The sequence below is a fragment of the Candidatus Poribacteria bacterium genome, assembly GCA_016866785.1.
Classification (GTDB): domain Bacteria; phylum Poribacteria; class WGA-4E.
In genome coordinates, this window is sequence record VGLH01000003.1 from 63,319 (window position 1) to 82,617 (window position 19,299).

Below are 19,299 nucleotides of genomic sequence, written 5' to 3' on the forward strand. Positions count from 1 at the left end.
CGCTCATCTCAGCGCTGCCTCGATGGAACGCACGATCTCGTCCTCGGCGAAGTCATCCCGAATCACCACGTTGCCGATGCGGGTCGGCAAAATGAACCGGATCCGCCCGCCGTCCACCTTCTTATCATGCCACATCGCCCCCGCCACGTCGCGAGGATCGATATGCGCCGGCAGAGCGGTCGGTAGCCCCGCCGAGGTCAGGATCGCCCGTTGTCGGTCGCAGAACGACCCATCGACGAGTCCGCGCGCGCGGCTCAGCTCCGCCGCGCAGAGCTCGCCCAACGCGACCGCTTCTCCGTGGAGGAAGTCGCGGTACCCAGTGACCGCCTCGATGGCGTGTCCAAACGTGTGACCGTAGTTCAGCGTCGCGCGGACGCCGGATTCGTCCTCGTCCTCTTCGACGATCCGCGCCTTGATCGCGCACGATGCCGCGACGATCTCCGTCAGCAGGCGCTCGTCACGCGCCAAGACCTCCGGCATGCGCCGTTCCAGCGTCTCGAACAGGCTCGGAGAAGCGATCACGGCGTATCGGAGCACTTCCGCGATTCCGGCGCGGAACTCGCGGTCGGGCAGCGTCGCCAGCGCCGCGATGTCCGCGAGAACCAGACGCGGCTGGTAGAACGCGCCGATCAGGTTCTTCCCCTTGGGATGATCGACCGCCACCTTGCCGCCGACGCTCGCATCGACCTGGGCGATCAGACTCGTCGGAACCTGAACGAACGGCACGCCCCGCATGTACGTCGCCGCGACGAAACCCGCGATGTCGCCCACGGTTCCCCCGCCCACGGCGACAATGGGTGACTGCCGCTCCATGCGGCGCTCCGCGCACAGGTCGTACAGGCGGCTCGCCGTGGACAGGTTCTTGTGCTCCTCGCCGTCGGGAATCGACGCGAGCCACGCGGCGAATCCCGCGTCTTCGAGGTGTCGGACTATCCGAGCGCCATAACGATCCGCGAGCCGCTCACTCGTGACGACCGCGACTCTCGATCCGCGCCGCGCGAACGATAGCCGCGACGCCAACTCAGCCAGAACGCCTCTGCCGATCACGATGGGGTACGAGCGCGATCCGAGCCGGACGACGATCTCCGTGGGCGGCTGCGCGGTTGCCCGCGAGTCGGTCGCGCTGGCGACTTCGGCAGCTAGGGCTTCAATCGACTTGCCGTCCGTATCGACGATGGCATCTGCCTGGGCGTAGTACGGTTCCCGCGCCTGAAGCAGCTCGCGGATGCGCGCCGTGGGGTCCGCCACCTGCAGGAGCGGACGATGCGTCTCGCCGCGCACGCGGTCGTGGATCGACTCCGGCGTGGCGCGCAGATAGACCACCGTCCCGGACTCCCGCAGCGCCCGCAGATTCTCCAACCGGAGGATCGCTCCGCCGCCCGTCGAGATGACCACGCCGCGCCTCGCCGCAGCCTCGCGTACCGCCTCGCTCTCCAGGTCGCGGAATGCCGTCTCGCCGCGCTGCGCGAAGAGCTCCGGGATCGTCGCCCCGGAGGAGCGCTCGATGATCTCGTCCGTGTCGATCAACTCGCGTCCCAACCGTCGAGCGAGCTCCGCCCCGACGGAGCTCTTGCCGGAGCCCATGAAGCCGACCAGCACGATGTTGCGAGAGTCAGACCGAGTCTCAGACACGACGCACGGACTCCAAGTAGCCTTCCACGTTCCGGCGCACTTCGGACAGGCTGTCGCCGCCGAACTTCTCCAGCCACGCTTCCGCCAGCACGACCGCCAGCATCGCCTCGCCGACGATGCCACCCGCCGGAACCGCACAGCTATCGGTGCGTTCTTTCTGCGCCTCGAAGGGCTCCTTCGTGTGGACGTCTACAGACCGCAGCGGTCTTCCGAGCGTGGATATCGGCTTCATCGCGACGTTCACGACCAGGGGCATCCCGTTCGTGATGCCGCCCTCCAGCCCTCCGGCGCGGTTCGTCTCGCGGTAGAACCGGCATTCGTCCGCGTCGTAGAAGATCTCGTCGTGCGCCTCGGAACCGGGAATGCCGGCGGCGTCGAACCCCAAGCCGATGGAGACGCCCTTCATCGCCTGGATGCTCATCATGGCTCCGGCGATCCGCGCGTCGAGGCGCGTGTCCCAGGCGATGTGGCTCCCCAGTCCGATGGGCAGCCCGCGCGCGATGACCGTGAAAACGCCGCCTACGGTGTCGCCTCGTCGCTGTGCGGCGTCGATGTGCTCGATCATCCGGGCTTCGGCATCGGCGTCGGGACATCGCAGAGGCGACTCGTCGAACGCTGCGTTGCCGTCGAGGGCGTTCACGTCAACGTCGGCGCGGATGGGCCCGATCTGCGTCACGACGGAGAAGATGGAAACGCCAAACTCCGCCAGCAGCCGCTTGGCGACCGCTCCGACCGCGACGCGGACGGTCGTTTCCCGCGCGCTCGCCCGTTCGAGCACGTTCCGCAGGTCATCGTGCCCATACTTGATGCCGCCCGGCAGGTCCGCGTGACCCGGACGCGGACGTGTCAGGGTCCGTCGATCCGTCTGCGCGTCCGCGTCGGGCGACATGACCGATTCCCAGTTCTCCCAGTCCCGGTTCGGCACGTAGAGCGCGACCGGACTGCCCAGCGTCCGGGCTGCCCGCACGCCCGACGTGATCTGCACGGCGTCTTTCTCGATCTTCATCCGACCGCCGCGCCCGTATCCGAGCTGGCGGCGCGCCAGATCGACGTCGATGTCGGCAGCCGCCAGCGGGAGCCCCGCCGGAACGCCCATCACGATGGCGGTCAATCCCTTGCCGTGCGATTCGCCAGCGGTCATCCATCGGAACATGCGAGCGAAAACCCCTTCGATGCGCTATGGCGCGTCCGTTGCCACGCGCCGGATCCATGCATGTACGTCGCTGTCTCCGGTCCCGGATTCCATCCACGCCGCAAGCAGCACGCCACGACGGGCGTGGAGTCGAAGCCACGAGCTCTGATCGGCTCCCACGCGGACCTCGATTCCCTCGCCCGGTTCCAAACGCGAGCCGGACAGGTCGAGCCGCTGGAGGTAAATGTCCTGCTGTGTCTCATCGTCCGTTTCGCGCCGGAAGTCGTGCCAGGCAACGACGACGGTTCCGCGGTCGATCACGATGCGCGGATCGCGCTGCCGTCCCTCGGCGGTGCAGACATGCTTGCCGTCGGCTTCCCATGCCATCGACCCATCGTGCAGCACGTGCTGACCATAGATGTCGTCGAAGACGTCTCGGGTATCGACCCACGAGACAACGGCTCCGCCCTTGCCGTCGCTCGCACCGACCGCGTTCTGCTGATTCCCCGGCGCGGTCGAGATGGGCATCCCGAGGTGCCCCCACTGCCGCGACCCATCTGGAGCCACATGCTGCCCGTACAGGTCTATGTTCGAGTAGGTTCCGTCGTCGTCCCGGTAGTCGGTCCAGAACACCAGCGCTCCCCCGCCCCCATCGCCAACGACGAACGGACCCGCCTGGCTCCCGGCGGATAGGCTGATCCGGGTTCCCTCCGGTCCCCAGAGCCGCTCGCCCGACGGCGACATGCGCTGAGCCATCGCGTGCCATTCGGGCGACGACACGTCCCACCATGTGACGACGCATCCGCCGGTTCCATCGAGGTCGATCATGGGGTCGTACTGGTGCGCCGGAGCCGTGCACACTGGCGACCCGTTGGGAGCCCACAGCGGTTTGCCCGTCGACGCGACGCGCTGTCCGTAGATATCCTGATCGCCGCTCCGCCAGTCTTCCCATGCGGCGATGAAGCCACCCTCGCCGTCGGCGATGATCGTCAGATCGTCCTTGCCGGTGGCGTGCACAGCGATGGGAACACCGGTGGGCTCCCAGAGGGGCTCGCCATTGGCGCTGAACCGTTGCGCGTAAATGTCCTGGGAACCGTTACGGCTGTCGCCCCACGCGACGAAGAAGCCTCCGCCGTTTGGGTCGTCCGCTACGTCGGGCCATCCCTGGGAACCATCCAGCGCGCACAAAGGCTTGCCGTTCGGCTGCCAGAGCGGCGCCCCGGAGGCATCGAACCGCTGACCGTAGATGTCTCGGTCGCCCGCGCGGAAGTCGTGCCAGACGATGAAGCTCTCGCCGTTCGCCTTGAGGACGGCGACCGGGAACTCTTGTCCGTCAGCCGCTGCGCTCACGACGACATGCACGCCCTTCCCGTCGATATCGCCGCCACGCGGCTCGGCAGTAGCCGCACCCGCAATCCACCACAGAATGGCGGCGCAACAGGCGGCGACTCGCTGGACAGCGTGGTCTGGCAAGGGCGACAGTACCTCAACAGCAGGGGTGGACCGGTTCCAGTCTACCACGCCGGGACGCCAGGCAACAAACGCGCGGGTCGCCGGATCAGGGCTGTTTCATGAGCACACCTCGCCTCGCGCTTCTGCACCCCAGGCAACCGGCTGATGCCCGCGCGCTGCGGCATCCGTCGACGCGCTGACCCTCTATCGCCGTCATTCCCGCGAGCCCCGCCTTCGCGGGGCTCGCGGGAATGACAGGTAGTGTTGGACCTGCGCAGCAGGCGGCGAGACTCGTTCATGAAACTGCCCTGGTCGCCGGATCCGCTTCACATCAGGTCGCGTCGGCGTCCCGTCGCGTCGCGCTCGCGATGGAGCCGAACGCCTCCTGCAGCAGGCGGGCCCGCTCCTCCTCGATGGGGTGCGGGTGGATGCCGGATATCGGCGCGCGGGAACCGCCCATGCCGGTCAGCACCGTCGCGTGCTCGACCGGGAATAGGTCCATCGTCTGCGCCAGCGGCTTAATGAACCGCTCGAAGTTGTCGATGACGAACGCATCGAGCGCCGAGTCGCCGCCCTCGGCGAGGATGTCGATGGTGCGTCGGAGTTGGTCGATCTCCGCCTGCGCTCGCCCTCGAATGGTCGCCGCTTCCGCGCGGGCAGACAGGACGAGCCGCTCCCGCTCAGCGAGCGCCGGCGTGATGACGTCCGCCTCGTACCGCGCCGTCAGCATCTCGATGCGTTGCTTCTCGGCTTCGATCTGCGCCCGAACGCCCGCGACCTGCGCTTCGGCGTCTCGGACTGCCTTCTGCACACCGATGGCTGCCCGCTGGTTCTCGGACGCGATGCGGACGCGCGTCTCCGCCTGCAGGCTCTCGCGCTCGTTCTCGGCTTGGCGGACGATCACCTCGGCGCGGCGCGCCTCCGACTGCTCCTTGGCGGTCGCTCGCGCGAGCGCCTGCGCCTCGCGGGACTGCGTGTCGGCGTTGGCGGACTGCACGCGCTTGAGCAGAGCGATGTAGAGTTCCGGTTCCGCCACTCCTTCGAGCCGATGGTCGTCCACGTCCGCGATATTCATCGACGTGATCTCGAGACCGATGCCGTCGAGGTCGGACTTGCAGACGCGGATCATGTTCTGGACGAGGATGTCCTTGTCCGTCATCACCTGTTCGGGCGTCATCGTCGCGATGGAGTCGCGCAGATGCCCCTCGATGATCGACGTCGCGACGTGCGTCAGCTCTTCCCAGTCCTGAATCATCGTCAGGATGCGTCGGATCGCGTTGCGCATCCCGCGCCCAGACGACGACACGGCGAAGCTGACCGTCGCGACGACCGTCAGCGGGACGATCCCCGCCGCGATGGCAGACTCGACGTTGACCGACGTCGTCCTCGGACGAAGGTCCATCTTGAAGAACCGGTGGACGAGTGGCCAGACGAACACGCGTCCACCGCGCAGCGACGTGAAGCCATCGGGACCTTTGCCGGCGACGACCGAGAGCTCATTCGCCCCGACGATCTTCATCTTCGTGACGAGCTGTACCAGCAGCGTCAGAACGATCAGGACGAGCAGTACAGAGAGGAAGCCTGTCATTTCGCCGCCTCCTCGGAAGCTGCGCCCTGCTTGGACGTGGACAGGAGATCGCGAACGCTGATGCCGAAGCCACGCTCCAAGTGCCGCAGGAAATCCACCATCGCCTCGGGTCCGCGATTGACGACGCCGTTGATCCCCCGGTCGTCGTCCATCGCCACAACGGTGTCGATGCGCTGATCCTTCGCGTGCTCGCGGTACGCCTCGAAGAGCGTCGCGAGCTGTTGGTTCACGAAGAGCGCGACGCGTCCCCGCCCGCCCGCTTGGGCGACGAGCTCCGCCTTCTGCTTGAGCAGATCGTTGCGCGTCTGCTGGACGACGTTGACAGCTTCTGATTCGCCCTCGGCGACGATCTCGGCGGCGCGGCGCTTCGCCTCTGCCTCCACGGTTACGTACGACGCGTTCTTGAGGCGTTGCAGCTCGACGGTCACCTGTTCGACGTCCCGTTCGCCTTCACTGTTCGCCTTCATCACGGCGGAGTCCGCCTCCAAGCGCGCGCGTTCTACGTCCGCCTCGCAGCGGCGGCGGATGATCTCCAGTTCCTGCTGGGCAGCGACGATCTTCTCGTTCGCCTGGCTCTGGGCGACCGTCTCGCGTCGTTGGGCGTCCGACTCGGCGCGTTCCGCCCGGGCGTAAAGCCGAGCTTCCTCGATCTCCACTTCCTGGCGCTTCCGAGACAGCGTCTTGTTCGCCAGGTTGGCGATGTAGTTCGACGTATCCCAGATCTTCTGAAGCGAGACGGACACGACCGCCATGCCGAACGTGCTCAAGTCCTGCGTGCTGTCTCGGATCAGCTCGCGTCGGAACTGAGCGCGCTCGCCCTCGTCCTCGGATTCCGCCGGAACCTGAGGCTGCCGCACGGCGGGCGGCTGCGTTTCGCCAAGCGCCTCCGCGTCGTCCACGCTCTCGACCATCCCAATCGCCTGAAGCGGGGTCGTCTTGTTGAGCGCACCGCGGAAGTTCCCCACCATCGTCTGCTGGATCTGCTCCTGGATCTCGAGGCGGGACTTGTCCATCAGGCGTTCGACCGCCGAGTAGAGGAGCCCTTCGTCGTCCGCGTCGACGCAGACGCACGCGGTCGCGTCGGCTCCCACGGTGATGCCGTTGGCGGAGTTGACGCCCTCGATGCGGACGTTGATCGGGATGATGCCCAGATCGAGGGTCTGGACGCGCTGGAAATACGGCAGGACGAAGGTCCACCCGCCGGTCTTGACTCGGAAGCCGTACTCCTTGCCCTGCGTCTTGGTCTTGGTTCCCGTGATGACGAGAATCTGGTTGGGCGGACACACGCGGATGAGCGCCTTGAGAAGGCGAATACCCAGCACGAACGCGATGACCGCGACGACTCCGCCAACCGGCGACAAGAGACCGTCCGGTCCGATCAAGTTGGAGAGGTTCATATGAGGGGTTCCTTCGGTGGGTCGATGCCCGGAGGGGTCGGCTCGAGCGCGTGCTCCGGCGGCATGGGTCGCCGCACGTAGACGCATTGATCGGTCACTTCGACGATCTCGACTTCCTCGCCGACGCGGAACGTGTCTTCCGCGTCCGAGGAGAGCGCGTATCGTTCGGCGATGATCTGCCCGGCACGGACTCGCACCTTGCCCATGTCCTTGTGCGACAGGGATACGAGTACCGTTGCCGGCTCGAACAGCAAGTCTTCGGGTTTGAGGCTCGAATCGACGTCGCGTTGCTGGAACCTGAAGAAGGCTCGCGCCAAGAGCATGGACGCAACGCCTCCCGGCACAGCCCATATCAGGCTGCCGAAGACGCCTCTGCCCATCAGTTCGGCGACCAGCCCGGTTGGACCGAAGCCCAACGAGAAGTAGATCAGGGTGCGCAGGTAGCGGAGGACGGACAGTACGCCGGAGTGACTCGCGTGGTCATGGCTGCTATCGCCGCCATGGTCGTGGGCTCCGCCATCGTGACCCGAGCCGTCGTCTCCACCATCGCCGGAGTCGCCGTCGGTGTCGGAGTCCGTAGCGAGCAACCCCAGCATATCGACCGCAGTCACGCCGACTCCGAAGACGGCGGTCAGCGTGTAGAGTCCGTGGATCCAGGCGTCGATTCCCATGGACGCCCCTATCGTGGTATGGGCAAGGGCGCAGGCGAGCCGCGAGATGGGCTCGCCGTCAACGTCAGGTCGCACAACGAGGATAACGGTACAAACTTGTCCTGTCGAGGGAGACCCGCTCGATCCTTGACTTCGGCGGCAGACCGATGCATAGATGCAGCCGTTGGTTCTCGATCCTGCTTCATGGACCGACTCCGAACGAGGTGACGCGAATGCCCCCGACCGCTCTGACTGACGAGCAGCTTCGGCACTACGACGAACATGGCTACCTGCTGGTTCCCAACTGCCTGACCGACGAGGAGTGCGACGAGATCATCGCACGCGCCCACGAGCTCCACCGACGCAAGCACGTGCCCGGGTGCTTCTCGCGCGTCGACGAGTCGGAGTCCGGCGGCGACCCGTTGCGCGTGTACCCGCGCATGATGCACCCGCACCGTGTCGATGAACGCTGTCTACACTACCTGACGCATCCGCGCATCGGTTCCGTGCTCAGCGGCTTGCTGCGCGACCGCGTCACCGCGCTGCAGAGCATGTTCTACTGGAAGCCGCCGGGCGCGCGCGGGCAGGCGTTCCATCAGGATGACTACTACCTCCGCACGGAGCCCGGCGCGTGCATCGCCGCATGGACGGCGCTGGAGCCAATCGACGACGAGAACGGCGGCATGGGCGTCTTCCCCGGTTCCCAGCAGGAGCCGATCCTCGAGATGACCCCGACCGACGTGAACAAGAGCTTCACCGAGACGGCGGTCACTCCTCCTGCGCAGTACCAGCGCCTCGGCGTCGATATGGCGAAGGGCGACACGCTCTTCTTCCACGGGCACCTGATCCACGGCTCCCCGCCAAACACGTCGCGCGACCGGTTCAGGATGTCGTTCATCTGCCACTACATCGCGACCTCATCGACGGGCTACAACCACGGCTACGACCCGGCGATCCCGATGTAGCGGGCGCTCCGACAGACCTTCATGGAAGTCGGATCGACGGGCATCCGCGTTTGAATCGCGCGCCGCTCGTGGGCTATCATCATCCATGCCCTGCTCTCAGGGCTGAGGTCTGCCCAGCCGCGGCGCGACCGCGGCTTTACATCGCGTCGCCGCGTCTCCATTGACGTGGCAGGGCGCCTCGCGCGGCTCTGAGAGCCTCATGTCCACAGGGAGGCACGTGTTGAAGCACTACGACCCGCTGCGCCACTACGAGACCGTGATCATCTTCCGCCCCAACCTCTCCGAGAGCGAGTTGCGCGAAGAGGTCGAGACGATTCGGACGTTCATCGAGTCGTCCGGGAACACCATCGCCAAGACCGAGATGTGGGGACGCCGCCGACTGGCATATCCCATCGAAGGCTTTTCCGAGGGAACCTACGCCTTCTTCCTCTTCTCCGGCGAGCCGTCCTTCATCACGGAACTGGACCGGCGGTACCGCATCAATGAGGACATCATCCGGTTCCTCACCATCAAGTGCGAAGCGCCCGTCGAGGGAGCCCCGACCTTCACCCTGGAAGATTCCGGCGATGATCGGCGCGGTGAAGAGCGCAAGCCCAAGCACTTCAAGCGCACCCGTACCGAAGACGAAGAGCGAGAGGCAGCCGCCCGCGCTCAGCGCGACGACGCGGATGACGACGACGACTCGGACGATGATGACGACGACGACTCGGACGATGATGACGATGCCGACGATGACGATTCGGACGTTGACGGCGACGACGAATAGCCCGCCCGTCTGAGGGAAAGGGGACGCGTATGGCAGCGGAATTCAACCGCGTGATTCTTCTCGGACGGCTGACGCGAGACCCGGAACTGCGCTATCTCGATTCGGGCACGGCAGTCGCCAAGCTGGGCATCGCATCGTCGCGCTCGTACAACGACTCCCAGTCCGGCGAGCGCAAAGAGGAAGTGCTCTTCGTCAACGTCGATGTCTGGGGTCGCCTCGGCGAAACCTGCCATCGGTACCTGTCCAAGGGCAGACTGGTGTTGATCGAGGGTCGTCTCATCTACCGCCAATGGGAGACGGAGAGCGGCGACAAGCGCAGCGTCCACGAGATCAGCGCAAACTCCGTCCAGTTCCTCGACCGTGGCGACACCGCTGAGCAGGGCACGACGCAGAACGCGACTGTCAGTGACGATGACGATATCCCCTTCTGACGGACTGCCGCGAACGATGTACCGACGTGGCTCCGGACGACGTATTCCATCTCCAGTGAGCCCTGGCGCTCGCCAGGGCGACGAGGACCGAAGACATGCCTGTTGAGGTGATTCTGACCGACAACGTTCAGGGACTTGGCAGAGCGGGCGAGGTGGTGCGCGTCGCGCCTGGATTCGCGCGCAACTACCTGCTGCCGCGCGATCTCGCTGTCCACGCCACCGAGGCGAATCGCCGTCGGCTCGACGCGCAGTTGCGTGTTCGCGTCGCGCAGATGGCGCAGGAGCTCGAGGAAGCCCAAGACTCCGCGCGCCGTCTCGAAGGTATCGTCTGCATCATCGCCGCGAACGCTGGCGAAAACGGCAGGCTCTTTGGATCCGTCAACGCCGCCGACATCGCCGACAACCTGGCGACTAAGGGCATCACGATCGACCGTCGGCGCATCGAGCTCACCGAGAGCATCCGAGAGCTGGGCGTCTACCCGGTTCCCGTGCGCCTCCACCCGGAGGTCGTCGCGACGATCCAGGTCGAGGTCATCGCCAACGAGGCGTAGTCGTGGTGGGCTCGGCGCTCGGCGGGAGCGGAGGCGCGCTATCGGAGGAGTACCGTGGCGACGGACGCAATGCCTCACGACCTCGACGCCGAGCGCCACGTCCTGGGTTCGCTTCTGCTCGATCCCGACGCGATCCACGCGGTTCTGCCCGTCCTGGGCGAACTGACCACCGTCTTCTACAAGGTCGCCCATCAGGTCATCTACGATGCGATCCTGCGGCTGTCTCGCCGCAGCGACCCGATCGATCTCTACACGGTCACCAATGAACTAAAGCGCTCCGACGATCTGGAGCGAGCGGGCTCCGTCCGCTACCTCTACGAGGTGCAGGAGAGCACGCCCTCGGCGGCGAACGTCGAGTTCTACGCGACCATCGTCCGCGAGAAGTCGGTGCGTCGCGAACTCGTCGATGCCGCCGCGAAGATCGGATCGCGGGCTGTCCGCGACGACGCCACGGTCGAAGAGGTCGTGGACCAGGCGCAGCGGCTCATCTTCGATGTGAACCACGACCCGGCGCGCCGGGGCTTCGCGGACATGGACCAGATGCTCCGCGAGACGATGGACTACATCGAATCGCTCTACCAGCGGAAGGGCACGCTTCTCGGCGTTCCAACGGGTCTGCCGGAAATGGATCGGCTGCTGTCCGGGCTCAATCCGTCGGACCTGATCGTGCTGGCAGCCAGACCGTCGATGGGTAAGAGCGCGCTTGCGCACAACATCGCCGGGCACATCGCCTTCCGCGAGAGCAAGTCCGTCGCCCTCTTCACGCTGGAAATGGATCGCGAGCAAATCCTGACGCGCATGTTGGCGACCGAGGCGCGGATCGATATGCAGCGCGTCCGCACGGGGGCTCTCAACACGGATGACTGGCGGCGACTGTCGGAAGCTGCCGGGAAGATGGAGCACGGCAAGCTCTTCGTGAACGACGCGCCGGGCATCACGCTCATGGAGATCCGGGCGGAGAGCCGTCGCCTCAAGATGCGCCATCCCGACCTGTGCGTCCTCATCATCGACTACATGCAGTTGATGCAGGGCGGGGCGAAGACGGCTCAGAGCCGCGAACAGGAGATTTCCGAGTACTCGCGGTCGCTCAAGGAACTGGCGCGCGAGCTGGAGGTGAGCGTCCTGGCGCTTTCCCAGTTGAACCGCGCCGTCGAGAGCCGCCCGGACAAGCGCCCGCAGTTGGCGGACCTCCGAGAGTCAGGAGCCATCGAGCAGGACGCCGACATCGTCATGTTCCTCTACCGCGACGAGTACTACAATCCGGACGCGTCGAACGCGGGACAGGCTGAGCTCATCGTACGCAAACATCGCAACGGGCCCTTGGGAACCATCACGCTGGCGTTCCATCCTCAGTACCTGCTGTTCCGATCTTACGAGGACGTGAAGACGGACTACTCTTGAGCACTCCCATCCCAGACGGAGTCCCTGCGCCGGAAGCCGCTGCGCAGCCGAGCGGGCTCGCCCGTTTCATGGGCGAAGTCGGCGGCGGCATCGTGTACCGCCTGAACCACATCGGCTCGGCGACGCTCCTCGTGCTGTCTACGATCCGGTACACGTTCGCGCGCCCCTTCTTCGTTCACAACTTGATGACGCAGTTCGCCAACGTCGGCGTGAACTCGCTCCCCGTCGTGACGATCACGGGCGTGTTCGTCGGCATGGTGCTGGCGTTGCAGGGCTACGCGCAGCTCAAGCTCCTCGGAGCCGAAGGGATGATCGGCTCGTTTGTCAGCAGCTCGACGGTCAAGGAGCTGGGCGTCATGCTGACGGCGTTCGTCCTCTCAGGGCGCATCGGGGCGGCGATCACTGCGGAGCTCGGAACCATGAAGGTCACCGAGCAGATCGACGCCATCGAGGCGATGGGCACCAGCCCGGTGCAGTATCTCGTCGTGCCGCGCTTCCTCGCGTGCGCCGTCATGCTGCCGATCCTGACGACCTACTCGAACATCCTCGGCATCGTCGGCGGCTACCTGGTTTCGGTGACCTTCCTCAACGTCGCGGGAGGTCACAGCGGGATGAACGGCGAGTACTTCATCGCCATCGCCAGCTCGACGCGCGGCTTCGATGTGGAAGACCTGCTCTCCGGCTTTGTGAAGGCGTCGAGTTTCGGCATGGTCATAGCCACCATCGGCTGCTACATGGGATTTTCCGTGCCGCCGACCACGGGCGCGGAGGGCGTCGGCAAAGCGACGACGAACTGCGCGGTCATCTCGCTCGTTCTCATTCTCGTGTTCGACTTCCTGATCAACTTCGTGAAGCAAGAGATCTTCGGGATATGACGGCTCAGGACGCCACAACCCGCGACGGGTCCTCGTGGAGCGACGTGAAGGCGCGCATCGAGAGCGTCGAAGTCCGGTTCGGACAGAAACTCGTCCACGATCGGCTGTCGCTCGACATCCCGCGCGGCGAGACGACGGTCATCATGGGACCCAGCGGCTGCGGCAAGAGCGTGCTGCTCAAGCTGATCGTCGGTCTGATGCGCCCGGATCGCGGCAACGTCTGGGTGGACGGCGAGAACGTCCCAAGGCTCAAGCGACGAGCGCTCAATCGCCTGCGGCAGCGCATGGGCATGCTCTTCCAGTCGTCGGCGCTCTTCGATTCGATGACGGTCGAGGAGAACGTGGCGTTCATGCTCCGCCAGCACACGCGCCAGAGCCCCGCTGAGATGGCTCGCGCCGTCTCCGAAGCGCTGGAGCTCGTCGGGCTGCCCGGAACTCACGCCCTGAAGCCGGCGGAGCTCAGCGGCGGGATGCGCAAGCGCGTCGGGCTGGCGCGAGCCATCGTCATGCGCCCGGATTTGATCCTCTACGACGAGCCGACGACGGGACTGGACCCCATCACGGCGCGCGGCATCAATCGCCTGATCCGCGACCTGCACCAGCGGCTGGGAACCACCTCCATCGTCGTCACGCACGATGTCGAGAGCGCCCTCTACGTCGGCAGCCGGATCGCCATGACGGTGGACGGCAAGATCGTTCTCGAGGGCACGCCCGACGAGGTTCGCGGCTCGGACGTTCCGCTGGCTCGGCAGTTCTTCCAAGAATCCCAACTTCCTGCGAGCGCCTAGCGGAGCAGCGACCGGTTCGGCGGATTCCGGTTCGAAGGAGGCACGATGCGCTGGCAGTCGGAACTGAAGGTCGGCATCCTCGTCGTGGGAGCCATCATCATCTTGGCGATCCTGCTGACGATGGCTTCGGACTGGAACATCGCCACGCCCGGCGAGGAGGCGACCTTCCACTTCGACAATCTGAACGACCTCAAGCGCGGCGCGGCGATCCACCTGGCAGGCGTGTTCGTCGGCAAAGTGACGGACGTTCAACTACGGGAAGACGGGCTGGGAGCCGTCGTCAAGGGACGCGTGAACGCCCCGGTCGTCATCCGGGAGGGCGTCACGGCGGAGCTTTCGATGCTGGGCATGATCGGAGAAGCCTACATCGCGCTCCGCAATGGACCCCCGACCAATCCCCCATACGACTGGTCGCACCCCATCGAGGGTACGTCGCCAGCCGCCATCGCCAGTCTCATCGAGAAGGTGGATCAGGCGCTGAGCCAAGTGAGCGCGCTTGTAGCGACCGCCCAGGAGACGCTCGAAACCAGCCGCGCCGAGCTCCTATCGACCGCCGCCGCCGTCCGTGACATGACCGGGGGTACACTGAGGAATCTCGACAGCTTCGTCGCCCGGATGAACCCCATCCTGACCCGTGCGGCGAGACTCGCCGACCTCGCGGAGAAGCGTCTGCCCGCCGTGCTCGACCATGCCGACCAAGTGCTGACGCGAACCGACGGCGAGATCGACGCCATCGGCGGCGACGCCCGCGAGTTGGCGGCGGATGCGCGCGCATGGATCGGCGACACGCGACGCGACACGAACCAACTGCTCGCCGACGTCTCAAAGGGCGTCCGCGAGACGCGCGATCTCCTGAACACGCTTTCAGACGAGGCGAAGTCGCTCCGGCAGGATGTCTCGCAAGCCGCCCAAACCACGACGCAGACGATCACCGACGAGAAGGCGCGTCTCAACGAGACGCTCGCCAAGCTGGATGAAGGCATCGCGCAGGCGACCACTCTCGCGGCGCGCCTGGGAACCATCGCCGACAGGGTCGAACACGGCGACGGCACGATCAGCCGGCTCCTCAGCCAGGAGGACACGATCCTGCCGAAGGTCGAAGACACGCTCACCGAGACGACCGCAGCGCTCCGGCGGCTCAACGCGCTCTCAGAATCGGTCGAACGGCTTGCCGCGCCGGAACGTCCGCCGCTCGCCAACGTGGGATTCGAACTGACCTATCGGAGCACCGTCGAAGGGCTCCAAAGCGAACTGGGCGTTCAGGTCCGTCCCGACAAGCGCCGCGAGTTGCTGGCGGGCGTCTCCAGCCGCGAAGGCAAGCGCGTCTACAATGTCGTCGTCGGGCAGAAAGTCGGTCCCGTGGTCGGACGAGCGGGCTTCATCGAGTCCAAGGGAGCCCTCGGCGCCGACTGGACTCCGCATCGGTTCCTCACGCTTCGCGCAGAAGCGATCGGCATCACGCGCCGCCTCTTCCGCGACAACGAGACGGTCCTCCCGCGCATCGACGCCAAGGCGATCATCAAGCCGCTGCCGCAAGCCTATGTCGTCTTCGGCGCTGAGAACGTCATCAACGACGACGTCGGGTTCATGTTCGGCGTCCGAACCCCCTACTGACCCCAATGAAGACGCGCACCGAGTTCGTCTGCACCGACTGTGGAGCCGTCTCGGCGCGCTGGCTGGGGCGATGCCGGGAGTGCGGCGCTTGGAACACCCTCGAAGAGCGCGCTCAGCCCGCCCGAGCCGCTCCTGAACGTCGAAGCCGCGCCGTCGACCCCGACTCGAATGCCCCGGTTCGCCTGGCAGACGTATCGACGACCCAGCAGGCGCGCCTGCAAACGGGCATCGCCGAACTCGACCGCGTGCTCGGCGGCGGGCTCGTTCGCGGCTCGGTGGCGCTCCTGGGCGGCGAGCCCGGCATGGGCAAGTCGACGCTCCTGCTTCAGGCGCTCGCGTCCATTGGCGCGTCTGCGGGCAAAGTGCTCTACGTGACGGGCGAGGAGTCCGCGCGGCAGATACGCTTGCGCGCGGATCGCTTGGGCATCGGATCCGACGACCTGCTGCTCCTGTGCGAGTCGGAGACCGAGTCGATTCTCGCCCACCTTCGTGAGACTCAGCCCCGCGCGGTCGTGATCGACTCCATTCAGACGGCGAGCGTGGAGACGGTGCGCTCCGCGCCGGGAAGCGTCGCGCAGATCCGCGAGAGCGCGGCGGCGTTCATCGCCTTCGCCAAGTCATCCGAGACGCCGGTCTTCCTCGTGGGTCACGTCACCAAAGAGGGAACCATCGCCGGTCCGCGCGTGCTGGAGCACATGGTCGATACCGTGCTGATGTTTGAGGGCGATCTCCACCACGCCTACCGGCTCATCCGCGCAACGAAGAACCGCTTCGGCTCGACCAACGAGCTCGCGGTCTTCGAGATGACGGAACGCGGACTCGCAGAGGTCGCGAACCCGTCGGCGCTCTTTCTCAGCCAGCGAACGGCGGGGGTGTCGGGCTCCGTCGTCGTCTGCGCGATGGAGGGTTCCCGCCCGCTGCTGCTGGAACTGCAAGCCCTCGTCGCGCCGGCGCGTTACGGAGCACCCATGCGCGTCTCGACGGGCTTCGACCGGAGCCGCGTCGCGATGCTCCTCGCCGTGCTCGAGAAGCGCGGCGGGATCGCCCTGCAGAACGCGGATGTCTTCGTGAACGTGACCGGCGGCGTCGAGCTCGACGAGCCCGCCGCCGACCTGGGCATGGTCGCCGCCATCGCGTCGAACTATCGAGATGCGCCAGTCTCGCCCAAGACGGTGCTCCTCGGCGAGGTCGGTCTGGCGGGCGAGGTGCGGGCGGTCAGCCGCCTGCCGCAGCGTCTTGCCGAAGCGGCAAAGCTCGGCTTCGAGCGCGCCGTCGTGCCGAAGAGCCAGGCGGCGAAGTCAGCCTCCGACGGATCGGGCGGCATACAGGTCGTCGGCGTCGATACGGTCGGTCAGGCGTTGGGCATTCTCATCTAGGCAGTGCGCCGCCCGGTTCCGCGTGATACCCTGTGATTGGGCGCACTACGGTCGCATCGAGACGGAGCGGACGCCATGACGCTCGGCAAGGTCGTCGGCACGATCACCGCTACGAAGAAGGACGAGAAGCTCACGGGCGGCAAGTTGATGGTCGTCCAGGAGCTCAGCATGGAAGGCAAGCCGCTCGAGCGCTACGCGGTCGCCGTCGATTCGGTGGGGTGCGGCACAGGCGAGGTCGTTCTCGTCGCCACTGGGAGCTCCGCGCGGCTGACGCAGGCGACTAAGGACCGACCGGTGGACGCAGTCATCATGGCGATCGTCGACACGCTCGAAGTCGGTGGCGTCGTCCTCTACCGCAAATGACGCATGATGCCCAGCAGAGGCGCGCGGAGATACGGCAGGCGTCGCTAACGCGGCGAGACTCCCTCTCACGTGAAGACGTCGAACGATGGGGCGACGCGATCGCCGATTGCGTCCAGCGCGTCCTGGAGCAGGAATCCCCCACGACCGTGTTCACCTACCTCGCGTTCGGGAACGAGGTTCCCACGCTAGGAATCGTGCATCATCTTCTGTCAAGCGGCAGGCGCGTTGTCGTGCCTTACGTGACTACGGGATCGCCGAACATGACCTGCCATGAGATCGAAGACCCGGAGCGCGACCTGAAGCGAGGCATCTGGGGCATCCCGACGCCGCGCGTCTCCCGATGCCCCGCCGTAGACCCGCATGACATCGACGCTGCGCTGGTTCCCCTCGTCGCTTTCGACGACGACGGCTATCGGATAGGCCACGGCGCGGGATACTACGACCGCTTCCTGGGAGCCTATCGACGGATGCGGCGCATCGGGTTGGCGTTCGAGATGCAGCGGATCGAGAGCTGTCACCCGCAAGAGTGGGACGAGCCGCTCGACTGTCTCGTCACGGAGAGCGGCGTTCGGGCGTTCCCGGATCGCCGGTAAACGACCGCGATGGGCGTCGCGTTCCAGATTCAGCGCGTGTGGGCGGGTGCCAAGCTGCGCGCGGATGTGGAGTTTTCCAGTGGGCAGCGGCTCGACACCCCGAACGGTTCTCGCATGCTCGTTCCTGATCGCCTTTGCTGCGGGGTCGTACGCAGCCCCTCCGACGACGGCTCCAGCCACCAACGGAACCGAGCCCACAGAGGTCGCGTTTGGACCTCGCGTCAACCCATGGCAGCCCCGACCCGAAGCGAACGCCAGCGCGCATCCGGCTCCAACGACTGAGAACGCTCTCGCCTCCTCCCTCATCGACACAGTTCGCTCGATCACCGGCTCCAACGACGGCGCGGCAGCGCCGGAGACCTCCGAATCGACCTCGGAGCCTATCGAGGGCGTCAACCTGCCGGCTGCGTTCACACCCGCCGACACCTCGTTGAGAGGGCTTCAAACGCCCTTCGGCGGCGCTCGGCGCGGGCAGAACATCGATCTGCCGATGAACTCGAACCTGCAGATATCCGGCTACAAGTCCTTCCTGCTCCAGTACAACCAGACGAAGTACTTCGGCAGGTCGGGGCTGTCGCCCTATTACGGCTCCAGCCTCGGCGGAACGCGGTTCAGCACCGGCTATTCCGGCTACGACTACGGCTCCTACGACAGTTACGATTCCTACGGCGGGTACGGAGGCTACGACTCCTACGGTGGGCTCGGCGGTTTCGGCGACTCGTTCGGGTCGTACGGCGGATACGGGGGTTATGGCGGCTTCGGAAGCAGCTATGGCGGAAGCTATGGCGGGTACGGAGGCTACGGCGGCAGCCGCGCCGACGGCATCAACATCCAGCAGGAGCTCCAGGTCGGCATCAATGGGCGCGTCGGCGAGCACACGCACGTCGCCGTCGACTACACCGACGCCAATCGCGGGAACTTCTCGGCGCTCGACAACAAGCAGCAGCGCATCGCCATCTGGTACGAGGGCGGCGAGGAGAACATCCTCAAGAAGGCGGCGTTCGGGGATATCACACTCGAACTGCCGAACGCGCGGTTCCTGCAGGTGAATCGCAACCTGTTCGGAGCGCAGTTGATCGCGGAGCTCGCAGGTGTCCGGTTCACCACCTTCGGGTCGCGCACGAAGGGCTTGCGCGGCAAGTGGCGGTCACGCGGCGAGACGAGACGCGCCGGAGCGGGCATCGGTCAGCCCATTCTCGACACGAGCTACCTGCGGGAGCGCTATTACGCGATCCAACTGGGAACCGACAATCTGCTCCACGACGGCTACCTGCCTATCCGACAGGGCAGCGAACAGGTCTTCATCGACGACAACGACGGTACGAACAACGTCGGCGGGCAAAAGACCGCTCGCGGCTACTTCAACCGCCAGTTCCCCAATGAAGACTACTCGATCGACTACCAGACGGGTCGCATCGAGTTCCTCCGCACCGTCACGTCGCGCATGACCATCGTCGTCGCGTACGAGTACCTCGGCGGCGGAGGCGGCAAGGTCGGCGACCCGGCGAACGTCTTCTTCGACGACAACGGCGACGGGATCATCGACGAAGAAGGGGAACTCCTCGGCTATGTCGTCATCAAGGACACCGCGACTCGGGGCACGGAGCTACGCAACGTCTACAGCCTCGGGAACCGGAACATCTCGCCGACCGACTTCGAGCTGAGCATCTGGCGAGGCGGTTCCCAGGCGTTCACGGCGTCGAACGGCGTCTACCCCTACATTCA

The 19,299-nt window shown here is 65.8% G+C and carries 16 protein-coding genes and 1 pseudogene; 12 read left to right on the top strand and 5 right to left on the bottom strand.

All coding sequences use genetic code 11. The features are described 5' to 3' along the window. Window positions 1–3 precede the first annotated feature (3 nt). From FJZ36_01110 to FJZ36_01130, 5 genes are all read right to left on the bottom strand, one after another. Window positions 4–1,632: a 3-dehydroquinate synthase gene (locus FJZ36_01110; protein MBM3213509.1), complete on the bottom strand. Its 1,629-nt coding sequence runs from the start codon at window positions 1,630–1,632 to the stop codon at window positions 4–6. Continuing rightward, window positions 1,625–2,785 (bottom strand): chorismate synthase, encoded by a 1,161-nt coding sequence (gene aroC, locus FJZ36_01115; GenBank protein MBM3213510.1) that lies wholly within the window; start codon window positions 2,783–2,785, stop codon window positions 1,625–1,627. The genes FJZ36_01110 and aroC overlap by 8 nt, the downstream gene beginning before the upstream one ends. Before the next feature lie 24 nt (window positions 2,786–2,809). Continuing rightward, window positions 2,810–4,237 (bottom strand): hypothetical protein, encoded by a 1,428-nt coding sequence (locus FJZ36_01120; GenBank protein MBM3213511.1) that lies wholly within the window; start codon window positions 4,235–4,237, stop codon window positions 2,810–2,812. Window positions 4,238–4,547: 310 nt separating this feature from the next. Further along, window positions 4,548–5,804 (bottom strand): hypothetical protein, encoded by a 1,257-nt coding sequence (locus FJZ36_01125; GenBank protein ID MBM3213512.1) that lies wholly within the window; start codon window positions 5,802–5,804, stop codon window positions 4,548–4,550. Further along, window positions 5,801–7,552: a hypothetical protein gene (locus FJZ36_01130; GenBank protein MBM3213513.1), complete on the bottom strand. Its 1,752-nt coding sequence runs from the start codon at window positions 7,550–7,552 to the stop codon at window positions 5,801–5,803. The genes FJZ36_01125 and FJZ36_01130 overlap by 4 nt, the downstream gene beginning before the upstream one ends. Window positions 7,553–8,018: 466 nt before the next feature. On the opposite strand from FJZ36_01130, the gene FJZ36_01135 reads away from it, so the two are divergent. From FJZ36_01135 to FJZ36_01190, 12 genes and pseudogenes are all read left to right on the top strand, one after another. After that, window positions 8,019–8,816: a phytanoyl-CoA dioxygenase family protein gene (locus FJZ36_01135; GenBank protein MBM3213514.1), complete on the top strand. Its 798-nt coding sequence runs from the start codon at window positions 8,019–8,021 to the stop codon at window positions 8,814–8,816. 199 nt (window positions 8,817–9,015) lie between these two features. Further along, on the top strand, window positions 9,016–9,582 hold the full coding sequence (rpsF, locus tag FJZ36_01140) for a 30S ribosomal protein S6 (GenBank protein MBM3213515.1): 567 nt from the start codon (window positions 9,016–9,018) through the stop codon (window positions 9,580–9,582). Window positions 9,583–9,611: 29 nt separating this feature from the next. After that, complete coding sequence (gene ssb / locus FJZ36_01145) at window positions 9,612–10,013, top strand: single-stranded DNA-binding protein (protein ID MBM3213516.1); 402 nt, start codon at window positions 9,612–9,614, stop codon at window positions 10,011–10,013. Window positions 10,014–10,108: 95 nt separating this feature from the next. Beyond that, complete coding sequence (locus tag FJZ36_01150; GenBank protein MBM3213517.1) at window positions 10,109–10,564, top strand: 50S ribosomal protein L9; 456 nt, start codon at window positions 10,109–10,111, stop codon at window positions 10,562–10,564. A gap of 54 nt (window positions 10,565–10,618) precedes the next feature. Beyond that, window positions 10,619–11,965, top strand: coding sequence for a replicative DNA helicase (dnaB, locus tag FJZ36_01155; protein ID MBM3213518.1), 1,347 nt, complete (start codon window positions 10,619–10,621; stop codon window positions 11,963–11,965). Continuing rightward, window positions 11,962–12,840, top strand: coding sequence for an ABC transporter permease (locus FJZ36_01160; GenBank protein ID MBM3213519.1), 879 nt, complete (start codon window positions 11,962–11,964; stop codon window positions 12,838–12,840). Before dnaB ends, FJZ36_01160 begins: the two co-directional genes overlap by 4 nt. Then, window positions 12,837–13,628 (top strand): ABC transporter ATP-binding protein, encoded by a 792-nt coding sequence (locus FJZ36_01165; protein ID MBM3213520.1) that lies wholly within the window; start codon window positions 12,837–12,839, stop codon window positions 13,626–13,628. The genes FJZ36_01160 and FJZ36_01165 overlap by 4 nt, the downstream gene beginning before the upstream one ends. A gap of 45 nt (window positions 13,629–13,673) precedes the next feature. Further along, window positions 13,674–15,242: an MCE family protein gene (locus FJZ36_01170; GenBank protein MBM3213521.1), complete on the top strand. Its 1,569-nt coding sequence runs from the start codon at window positions 13,674–13,676 to the stop codon at window positions 15,240–15,242. Window positions 15,243–15,247: 5 nt separating this feature from the next. Continuing rightward, window positions 15,248–16,618: a DNA repair protein RadA gene (gene radA / locus FJZ36_01175; GenBank protein MBM3213522.1), complete on the top strand. Its 1,371-nt coding sequence runs from the start codon at window positions 15,248–15,250 to the stop codon at window positions 16,616–16,618. Between the two features lie 75 nt (window positions 16,619–16,693). Next, on the top strand, window positions 16,694–16,981 hold the full coding sequence (locus FJZ36_01180; GenBank protein MBM3213523.1) for an ethanolamine utilization protein EutN: 288 nt from the start codon (window positions 16,694–16,696) through the stop codon (window positions 16,979–16,981). Further along, window positions 16,978–17,574, top strand: coding sequence for a 5-formyltetrahydrofolate cyclo-ligase (locus tag FJZ36_01185; protein MBM3213524.1), 597 nt, complete (start codon window positions 16,978–16,980; stop codon window positions 17,572–17,574). The genes FJZ36_01180 and FJZ36_01185 overlap by 4 nt, the downstream gene beginning before the upstream one ends. 571 nt (window positions 17,575–18,145) lie before the next feature. Next, a pseudogene (locus FJZ36_01190) lies at window positions 18,146–18,382 on the top strand (spore coat protein). The last annotated feature ends 917 nt before the right edge of the window (window positions 18,383–19,299 follow it).